The organism is Longimicrobium sp. (assembly GCF_036554565.1).
Classification (GTDB): Bacteria; Gemmatimonadota; Gemmatimonadetes; order Longimicrobiales; family Longimicrobiaceae; genus Longimicrobium.
The window spans coordinates 1-9,374 of sequence record NZ_DATBNB010000184.1 but is presented as its reverse complement, the minus strand read 5'-3'; the positions used below and the strand labels follow the sequence as shown (position 1 = coordinate 9,374).

General features: G+C 69.5%; 7 protein-coding genes. 4 read left to right on the top strand and 3 right to left on the bottom strand.

All coding sequences use genetic code 11. From position 1 onward, the window contains the following. Positions 1-23: 23 nt before the first annotated feature. Positions 24-2,720 (bottom strand): pyruvate, phosphate dikinase, encoded by a 2,697-nt coding sequence (gene ppdK, locus VIB55_RS05045; RefSeq protein WP_331875577.1) that lies wholly within the window; start codon positions 2,718-2,720, stop codon positions 24-26. A gap of 261 nt (positions 2,721-2,981) precedes the next feature. On the opposite strand from ppdK, the gene VIB55_RS05040 reads away from it, so the two are divergent. The 3 genes from VIB55_RS05040 to VIB55_RS05030 all read left to right on the top strand — a co-directional run bounded on the left by VIB55_RS05040 (position 2,982) and on the right by VIB55_RS05030 (position 5,766). Beyond that, positions 2,982-3,677, top strand: a complete 696-nt coding sequence (locus VIB55_RS05040) for a tetratricopeptide repeat protein (RefSeq protein WP_331875576.1) — start codon at positions 2,982-2,984, stop codon at positions 3,675-3,677. 23 nt (positions 3,678-3,700) lie between these two features. Then, positions 3,701-4,690, top strand: a complete 990-nt coding sequence (gene lgt, locus VIB55_RS05035; RefSeq protein ID WP_331875578.1) for a prolipoprotein diacylglyceryl transferase — start codon at positions 3,701-3,703, stop codon at positions 4,688-4,690. Between the two features lie 119 nt (positions 4,691-4,809). Then, positions 4,810-5,766, top strand: a complete 957-nt coding sequence (locus tag VIB55_RS05030; protein ID WP_331875575.1) for a cation diffusion facilitator family transporter — start codon at positions 4,810-4,812, stop codon at positions 5,764-5,766. Between the two features lie 137 nt (positions 5,767-5,903). Here the strand turns inward: VIB55_RS05030 and tnpA are convergent, their stop codons facing one another. Both tnpA and VIB55_RS05020 read right to left on the bottom strand, forming a co-directional pair. Then, positions 5,904-6,320, bottom strand: a complete 417-nt coding sequence (gene tnpA, locus VIB55_RS05025) for an IS200/IS605 family transposase (RefSeq protein ID WP_331875574.1) — start codon at positions 6,318-6,320, stop codon at positions 5,904-5,906. Between the two features lie 142 nt (positions 6,321-6,462). Then, positions 6,463-6,825, bottom strand: a complete 363-nt coding sequence (locus tag VIB55_RS05020; RefSeq protein ID WP_331875573.1) for a co-chaperone GroES family protein — start codon at positions 6,823-6,825, stop codon at positions 6,463-6,465. A 287-nt stretch (positions 6,826-7,112) separates the two neighbouring features. Between VIB55_RS05020 and acnA the strand changes: the two genes are divergently transcribed. Beyond that, positions 7,113-9,374 (top strand): aconitate hydratase AcnA (gene acnA / locus VIB55_RS05015; protein ID WP_331875572.1); only part of this gene is annotated, 2,262 nt, incomplete at its 3' end.

Genomic DNA, 9,374 nt, shown 5'->3' with positions numbered 1-9,374 from the left:
CCAGCGGAGCAGGGCCGCGCCCCTCAGTCCGCGGCCATTGCCTCGATCTCCTGTACCTCCGCGTCCGCCACCGGCGCGGGCGCCGCCCGCGGCTCCGTCGTGCGGTCGTTCAGGGCCGCGTGGGCGGCGGCCAGGCGCGCGACGGGCACGCGGTAGGGCGAGCAGGAGACGTAATTCAGTCCCACGGCGTGGAAGAACTCCACCGAGCGCGGATCGCCGCCGTGCTCGCCGCAGACGCCCACCTTCAGGTCGGCCTTCACGCCGCGGCCCAGGCGCGTCGCCATGTCCACCAGCTTGCCCACCCCCTCCACGTCCAGCGTCTGGAACGGGTCGTCAGGCAGCACGCCGGCCGCCACGTACTCCGGCAGGAACCGCCCCGCGTCGTCGCGCGACAGGCCGAACGTGGTCTGCGTGAGGTCGTTGGTGCCGAATGAAAAGAACTGCGCGTGCTCCGCGATCCGGTCCGCCGTCAAAGCGGCGCGCGGCAGCTCGATCATGGTTCCCACCAGGTAGTCGACGCGGGTGTCGCACTGGTAGAACACCTCCGCCGCCACCTCGTCGACGATCTTCCGCTGCCGCTTCAGCTCCTCGGCCGTGCCCACGAGGGGAATCATGATCTCGGGGCACACCGTCACCCCCTGCGCCTGCACGTTGACGGCGGCCTCGAAGATGGCCTGCGCCTGCATCCAGGTGATGTCGGGGAAGGTGATCCCCAGCCGGCAGCCGCGGTGGCCCAGCATGGGGTTGGACTCGTGGTGCCGCTCCACCTGCTCGCGCATGCGCACGGGGTCCATCCCCAGCTTGCGGGCCAGGTCCTTGATCTCGGCCGGGCCGTGGGGAAGGAACTCGTGCAGCGGCGGGTCCAGCAGGCGGATGGTCACCGGCAGCCCGTCCATCGCCCGGAAGATCCCCTCGAAGTCCGCGCGCTGCATCGGCAGGAGCTTGGCGACGGCGATGGCCCGCTGCGCGCCCGTCTCGGCCAGGATCATCTCGCGGACGGCGTCGATGCGGTCGCCCTCGAAGAACATGTGCTCCGTGCGGCAGAGCCCGATCCCCTCGGCGCCGAAGCGGCGGGCGACTTCGCTGTCGTTGGGCGTGTCGGCGTTGGTCCGCACGCGCAGGCGGCGGAACCCGTCGGCCCACTCCATCAGCCGGTGGAAGTCGTCCGTCAGCTCCGGCTCCACCGTGGGCACCTTGCCCAGGATCACCCGTCCCGTGGTGCCGTCCAGCGTGATCCAGTCGCCCTCCTTCACGGTCGTGCCGCCGGCGGAGAACTGGCGCCGCGCCTCGTCCATCAGCACGTCGCCGGCGCCCGCCACGCAGCACTTGCCCATGCCGCGCGCCACCACGGCGGCGTGCGACGTCATCCCCCCGCGGCAGGTGAGAATGCCCTGCGACACCACCATCCCGTGAAAGTCCTCGGGCGACGTTTCGCGGCGCACCAGGATCACCGGTTCGTGCGCGCCGCGCTCGGCCGCCTCGTCGGGGTTGAAGACCACCCGTCCCGACGCCGCGCCCGGCGAGGCGGGGAGCGCCGTCGTCAGCAGGTGCACGGAGGCGCCGGGGTCGATCATGGGATGGAGAAGCTGGTCCAGCTGGCCGGGATCCACCCGCAGCACCGCCTCTTCCGGGGTGATGCGTCCCTCGTCCACCATCTCCACCGCCATGCGCACGGCCGCGCGCCCGGTGCGCTTCGCGTTGCGCGTCTGCAGCAGGTACAGCCGCCCGCGCTCCACCGTGAACTCCAGGTCCTGTGCGTCGCGGTAGTGGTCTTCCAGCAGCCGCGCGGCCTCCACCAGCTCGTGGAACGAGTTGGGAAGGGCCTGCTCCATGCCGTCGATGTGCAGCGGGTCGCGGATGCCGGCCACCACGTCCTCGCCCTGCGCGTTCACCAGGAACTCGCCGTACAGCCGCCGCTCGCCCGTGGAGGGATCGCGGGTGAAGGCCACGCCCGTTCCCGAGTCCGACCCCATGTTGCCAAACACCATGGAGCAGATGTTCACCGCCGTCCCCAGGTCGTCGCTGATGCCGTTGATCCGCCGGTACGCCCTGGCGCGCGGCGTATCCCACGACCCGAAGACGGCGTGGATGGCGCCCCAGAGCTGTTCCTGCGGCTCTTCCGGGAAGTCGGCGCGGGTATGGTCGCGCACGAGCGCCTTGAATCGCGCGACGAGCTCGCGCAGGTCGTCCGCGGAAAGGTCGGTGTCTTCGCTGATGCCGCGGGCGCGCTTCGTGTCTTCGATCAGCCGCTCGAAGTGCTCCGCGTGCACCCCCAGGACGACGTCGGCGTACATCTGCACGAAACGGCGATAGCTGTCGAAGGCGAAGCGGTCGTCGCCGCTGGCCGCCGCCAGCGCGGCGGCGGTGCGGTCGTTCAAGCCCAGGTTCAGGATGGTGTCCATCATCCCCGGCATGCTGAACGCCGCGCCGGAGCGCACCGAAACCAGGAGCGGCGCCTCGTCCCCGCCGAACGTCTTGTTCGTGGCGCGCTCCAGCCGGGCGAGCGACGCGGCCACCTGCTCGCGGAGCCCGTCGGGGTAGCGCCCCCCGCGCAGGTACAGCCGGCAGACCTCGGTGGTAATGGTGAACCCCGGAGGCACGGGCACGCCGATGCGCGCCATTTCGGCCAGCCCGGCGCCCTTGCCGCCGAGCAGGTCCTTCATCTCCTTGCTGCCTTCCGTTTCTCCCGCGCCAAAAAAATAGACGTAGCGGTCGGCCATGGCTTCGTTTGGTGGATTGGAGTGCTGTCGCGCGTTTCCGGGGCGGGGCGCCCGCCCCCGGCGTTGGCAATAATGAAGCCGGGGCGGCGGCGCCCCGTGCAGGCGCGCGCGGCCCCTCAGGTTGACGAACCACAAGCCCCGGGATACCTTTACGCGTTTCCCCGCGCGCGCCTGCCGGCGTGCGCGTCTGTTTTCGTTTGGGTCGAAACGTCGATCCGGGGCCACGGGCCCCTTCCCCAGCACACGTCAGAGGGTCCCCGCATGGCATCGTCCACCGCCGCACGTTCCCGCCGGCCGCAGACCACGATCGACTCCGAGGACGCGTTCGCCGTGCGCGCCGCCGAGGCGGCCGCGTGGGCCAAGCGCAACGTCCGCATGATCGTTACGATCGCGGCGGTGGCGCTGGTGACGGTGGGTGGGTACCTGGTGTACCGGGTGAACGCGGCCGGCAAGGCGGCGCGCGCCGCCGAGCAGTTCCTGGCCCTGCGCGCCAACCCCTCGGTGGGCACGGCGGCGGGCGCCGGGCAGGTGGAGGCGTTCATCAAGGCGCACGCGGGCACCGTAGAGGCCGACGAGGCCCGCATGCTGCTGGCGGAGATCCGGCTGAACAACGGCAACCCCAAGGCGGCCGTCACCGCGCTCGCGCCGCTGGCGGGAAGCGGCTCGCGGCTGTCCGCGCAGGCGGCGATGATGCTGGGCTCGGCGCACGCGCAGGCGGGTGACCGCGCCGCCGCCATCCGCGCCTACGAGCAGGCGGCCGAGAAGGCCAACGCCGACTACCAGCGGGTGGAGGCGCTGGCCCAGGCCGCGCTGATGCACGAGCAGAACAACGACTTCGCCGGCGCGGTCGCCATCTACGAGCGGCTCCTGGCCGACGCCAAGGAAGGTTCGCAGCAGGCGCAGGTGATCGAGATGCGGCTGGCCGAGGCGCGTTCCCGGGCCGCCGCCAAGCGCTGATTTCCGCGGGTTCCGCCGTGGTGATGGTCCCGCTGGGCCTGATCGAGATCCCGTTCCCCCGCATCGACCCCGTCGCCCTGGAACTCCCGGGCGGCCTGGCGATCCGGTGGTACGGGATCACTTTCATGCTGGGTTTTTTCGCGGGCTACCTGCTGATGCGCAAGATGGCCCGCGACGGCTTCGTGCCCATGGACCCGGACTCGGTGGGCGACCTGCTGTTCATGTTCATCCTGGGCGTGATCCTGGGCGGGCGGCTGGGCTACATCCTCTTCTACGACTTTGCCACCTTCGCGGCCAACCCGGCGCGCATCATCCGCATCTGGGAAGGCGGCCTGGCGTTCCATGGCGGGCTGCTGGGGGCGCTGACGGCGGGATGGTGGTTTTCGCGCAAGCACAAGCTGCCTTTCCTGCGCGTGGGCGACGGGCTGGCGCTGGCCGTTCCGCCCGCGATCGTAACCGTGCGCACCGCCAACTTCATCAACGGCGAGCTGTACGGGCGGGTGACGACGGACGCGGTGCCCTGGGCCGTGCGCTTTCCTACCGATCCCGTGGCCGCGCAGCTGCTCGGGACGACGGGCGCCGGCTCCATGCGCGAGCGCGAGCTGCTGATCGAGCAGGCCTACCGCACGGGGCTGTGGGACCAGGTGCGCGCGCAGGTGCCGCTGCGCCACCCGTCGCAGCTGTATGAGGGGCTGGCCGAAGGGCTGCTGCTGGGGCTGGTGCTCTGGGGATTGTACGCGTGGACGAGGAAGCGCGGCATCCGCCTGGCTCCGGGAACGCTCGGCGGCGTGTTCATGCTGGGATACGGACTGATCCGCTCGTTCCTGGAGCTGTTCCGCCAGCCCGACGCGCAGTTCACGGACGCGGGGGATCCCATCGGGACGGTGCTGGGTCCGCTGACCATGGGCCAGACGCTGAGCCTGGGGATGATCGCCGTGGGCATCTTCTTCGTCGTACGCGGCCTGCGCGCACTCCGCCACGGCCCTCCTCCCGCGGACGCAGTATCCCGCTGACGATTCGAGGCGCGCTCCGGCGCGCCTTTTTCGTTTCTGCCGCGGACGCGAACTTCCGCCGATTCCCACGGTATGCATCCAGGCGGTTCGCTCACGCATTTACGCACTTACGCACTTCCATGGGCGCCGGACACCACCACGGGCACGGCCACTCGCACTCCCACGGAGCCGCCCGGAACACGCGGCGGCTGAAGCTGACGCTCGCCCTGGCCGCGGTGTACCTGGTGGCGGAGGTGGTCGGCGGCATCATGGCCAACTCCCTGGCCCTGCTTGCGGACGCGGGGCACATGCTGTCGGACGTGGGGGCGCTGGGGCTGTCGCTGTTCGCCATCTGGATGGCACAGAAGCCGGCGACGCCCCGGCGCACGTTCGGCTATCACCGCACGGAGATCCTTGCGGCGCTCGCCAACGCGGCCACGCTGATCGCGATCTCCCTCTTCATCTTCGTCGAGGCGTGGCACCGCTTCCACGCGCCGGAACCTGTCGCCGGGCTCACGGTGATGATCATTGCCGTGGGCGGGCTGGCGGTGAACGTGGCGGGGCTGGTGATCCTTCACGGCGGCAAGGACGAAAGCCTGAACATCCGTGGGGCCTGGCTGCACCTGCTGACGGATGCGCTCGGCAGCGTGGGTGCAATCGCGGGAGGCCTGCTGATCTGGGCGTTCGGCTGGGCGTGGGCGGATCCCGCCGTTTCGGTGGCCATCGCGGTGCTGGTGCTGTACTCGTCGTGGCACCTGCTGAAGGAGAGCGTGGGGGTGCTGCTGGAGGGCACGCCGGCGCACATCGACCTGGGCGCGGTGCGCGGGGCCATGCTCGGCGTGGACGGGGTGGAGGACGTGCACGACCTTCACGTGTGGACGATCACGAGCGGACTGGATGCGCTCAGCGCGCACGTCGTTGTCGGCGAGCGGATGGAGCGGCGCCACTCGGGCGAGATTCTGGGGGACCTGCACTGCGTGCTGCACGACCGCTTCGGTCTTCACCACCTGACGATCCAGATCGAGCCGCGCGACTTCGAGGAGCACGGCTGCGTTGCACTGGGAAGGGCCGAAGGGGAGGCGGTGGGCGCGACATGATAGATTGAGCGTCGGCGGGCGGGACGTGGTGACGTGCGTGGGCGGGTGACGTGCGTTTTGGGCCGCCATCCGTCCGGGCGGTTGAAACCGCGGCTGGAACGTCACGAAGTCCGCCTTCGCGGACTGCGGCCGCGGGTTCAGTGTTCGGACATGCGTTCGAGCGTGCGGCTGAGGCGGTTTTCGCGATGGTGCCGTTCCTGGTTGAGGACGTAGGCGCGGACCATGGGGACGTGCGTGCGGGAGACGGTAAAGGCACCGTAGCTGCCCTGCCACTTGAAGAACGAGCCGCGCTGCACCGCGTGCGTGACCACGTGTGTGGAGCCGCCCTTCATGCTCTTCACGATCTCGGCGATGGAGATCGTCGTCGGGATCTTCACGAGGACGTGCACGTGGTCCTCGATCCCTCCCACGGCGAGCACCTCGCAGCCTGTCCGGCTCGCCTGCTCGTGCAGGGCCTGGTAGACCGGCACGCGCAACTCAGGGGTGATCAGCGGCAGCCGATCCCACGTCGCCCACACCAGGTGCAGGTAGAGCTTCGCGTAATTTCCACGCACGATACTTTGTAGACGGCAGTCCGCGAAGGCGGACTTCGTGAATTTCCAGACGCGGTTTCAACCGCCACAGCTCGCGCTGGCGCTACCTCACCACAGTGCGCCTTCTACGAGATTTATCTTCATCTACCTCGCGTCCAATCCCTCAGGGCAGCGGAATGCGGTCGCGGATGAGGAGGAGGATGGCGTTGTGGGGGACGATCTGGTACTTGCTCCCGTCGATCTCCACCTCCACCGCGGGCGTCTTCAGGAAGATGGCGTAGTCTCCCTTCTCCGCCTGCAGCGGTACGTAGCGCAGCTCGGTGCGGGTGCGGCCCGTCCACGTCTCTCCATCCGCCGCCGCCTCGCCCAGCGGGTAGCCGGGGCCGGTGTTCACCACGGTTCCCTGCATCACCTGCTCCTTCTGCTGCACCCCCTGCGGCAGAAACAGCCCCGACGGCGTCTGCTGGTTCTCTTCTTCGGGCTTGATGAGGACCTTGTCCCCGATCAGGATCACTTCGCGGCTCATCGCGGATACGTCTCTCTCGTGTGATTCCTCACTCGCCCGGACCCAGCCGGCGCGGCTCACAACGTAGCGGATTACCGCAGATCCTGCACGGCTGATGGAGCGTCGCTTGCAAGCCTGTGCGGGCTTCGCCGCAGGGTCGATCTCCAGCGCCGCCGTCCCGACTTTCGGACGCGCGCCAGGGGGGATAAACTGTGCGATGGAACGCGCCCCGTCGCACGGACGGGTGGCCGGGTGGTGAGGGCGGCGGGGCGCACCCTGGGTTCTGGTTCCCGAACAGGAGATCGTTGATGGCCGACAGCTTCGGCGCCCGCTCGACCCTTTCGGTCGGCGGACGCGACTACGAGATCTTTCGCCTGGACGCGCTGAGCCGCGAGGGCGTGGACGTGTCACGCCTGCCGTACTCGCTGCGCATCCTTCTGGAAAACCTGCTGCGCACCGAGGACGGCGTCACCGTTACGCGCGACGACATCCTGGCGCTGGCGCGGTGGAACCCCAAGGACCCGCCCGACCGCGAGATCGCCTACTCGCCCGCGCGGGTGGTGCTGCAGGACTTCACCGGCGTTCCCTGCGTGGTCGACCTCGCGGCCATGCGCGACGCCATGGCGCAGCTGGGGGGCGATCCGTCCAAGATCAACCCGCTGCAGCCGGTGGAGCTGGTCATCGACCACTCGGTGCAGGTAGACGCGTTCGGCACCCCCGAGGCCTTCGAGCAGAACGTGGAGCTGGATTACCAGCGCAACGCCGAGCGCTACGCGTTCCTGCGTTGGGGGCAGCAGGCGTTCCAGAACTTCCAGGTGGTGCCGCCCAACACGGGCATCGTGCACCAGGTGAACCTGGAGTACCTGTCGCGCGTGGTGTTCAGCACGGACGAGAACCCCAACCTGATGAAGGGCGACGTTCCGCAGGCCTATCCCGACACCTGCGTGGGCACCGACAGCCACACGCCCATGGTCAACGGGCTGGGCGTCCTCGCCTGGGGTGTGGGCGGCATCGAGGCCGAGGCGGCCATGCTGGGCCAGCCCATCAGCATGCTGATCCCCGAGGTGGTCGGCTTCAAGCTGGAGGGCGAGCTCCCCGAGGGCGCCACGGCCACCGACCTGGTGCTCACCGTCACCGAGATGCTCCGCAAGAAGGGCGTCGTCGGCAAGTTCGTGGAGTTCTACGGGCCCGGTATCGCCAGCCTGGCCCTGGCGGACCGGGCGACCATCGGCAACATGTCGCCGGAGTACGGGGCCACCTGCGCCATCTTCCCGCCGGACCAGGTGACGCTGGAGTACCTGCGCTTCACCGGCCGCCCGGCGGAGCGGATCGCCCTGGTGGAGGCGTACATGAAGGAGCAGGGGCTCTTCCACACGGCCGCCAGCCCCGAGCCGGTGTTCACCGACACGCTGACGCTGGACCTGAACAGCGTGGAACCCAGCATCGCCGGACCGCGCCGCCCGCAGGACCGCATTCCGCTTAGCAAGGCCAAGAAGGCGTTCAAGGCGGCCCTTCCGGAGCTGATGCCCGAGAAGAAGGGCGCCCCCATCGCCGCGGTGAAGGATGCGGCGGCGATCGGCAAGGAGAACCAGGCCGGCACGGACGCCGCGGTCTGGGGCGAGGGCTCGGGCGCGGTGGACGAGGCGCACGCCGCCACGGACGCGTCGCCGTCCGGCGGGGCGGGGGAGATCGACCACGGGTCGGTGGTGATCGCCGCCATCACCAGCTGCACCAACACCTCCAATCCATCGGTGATGATCGCGGCCGGGCTGCTGGCCAAGAAGGCCGCCGAGCACGGGCTGACGCGCAAGCCGTGGGTGAAGACGTCGCTGGCCCCGGGATCCAAGGTGGTCACCGCGTACTACGAGAAGGCGGGGCTGCAGGAGTACCTGGACCGGCTGGGATTCCACACCGTGGGCTACGGCTGCACCACCTGCATCGGCAACTCGGGGCCGCTGCCGGAAGAGATTTCACGCGAGATCCAGGAGCGCGGGCTGGTGGCCTGCTCGGTGCTTTCCGGCAACCGCAACTTCGAGGGGCGCATCAACTCCGAGGTGCGCGCCAACTTCCTGATGTCGCCCCCGCTGGTTGTGGCCTACGCCATCGCGGGGCGGATGGACTGGGACCCGTACAACGAACCCATCGGCACCGACCCGGAGGGGCGCTCGGTGTTCCTCAAGGACATCTGGCCCACGCTGACGGAGGTGCAGGCCGCGGTGCAGTCGTCCATCGACAGCGCCATGTACGAGCGCAGCTACGCCGGCGTGTTCGAGGGCGACGAGCGGTGGAAGTCCATGCCCGTGCCCGCCGGCGACCGCTTCGAGTGGGCGGATTCGTCCACCTACGTGCGCCAGCCGCCGTACTTCGAGAACATGGCGCACGACGCGCCCGAGTCGGTGGGCGACATCGTGAAGGCGCGCGCCGTGGCCCTGCTGGGCGACAGTGTGACGACGGACCACATCTCGCCGGCGGGTTCCATCAAGAAGGACTCGCCCGCGGGCTCGTACCTGGTGGAGCGCGGGGTGGATGCCAAGGACTTCAACTCGTACGGCGCCCGCCGCGGCAACCAC

What these genes read in the sequence shown, in the direction of transcription:
- lgt (WP_331875578.1), top strand. Translation starts at nt 3,701, where the DNA reads ATGGTCCCGCTGGGCCTGATCGAGATCCCGTTCCCCCGCATCGACCCC.
- VIB55_RS05020 (WP_331875573.1), bottom strand. Translation starts at nt 6,825, where the DNA reads ATGAGCCGCGAAGTGATCCTGATCGGGGACAAGGTCCTCATCAAGCCC.
- VIB55_RS05040 (WP_331875576.1), top strand. Translation starts at nt 2,982, where the DNA reads ATGGCATCGTCCACCGCCGCACGTTCCCGCCGGCCGCAGACCACGATC.
- ppdK (WP_331875577.1), bottom strand. Translation starts at nt 2,720, where the DNA reads ATGGCCGACCGCTACGTCTATTTTTTTGGCGCGGGAGAAACGGAAGGC.
- VIB55_RS05030 (WP_331875575.1), top strand. Translation starts at nt 4,810, where the DNA reads ATGGGCGCCGGACACCACCACGGGCACGGCCACTCGCACTCCCACGGA.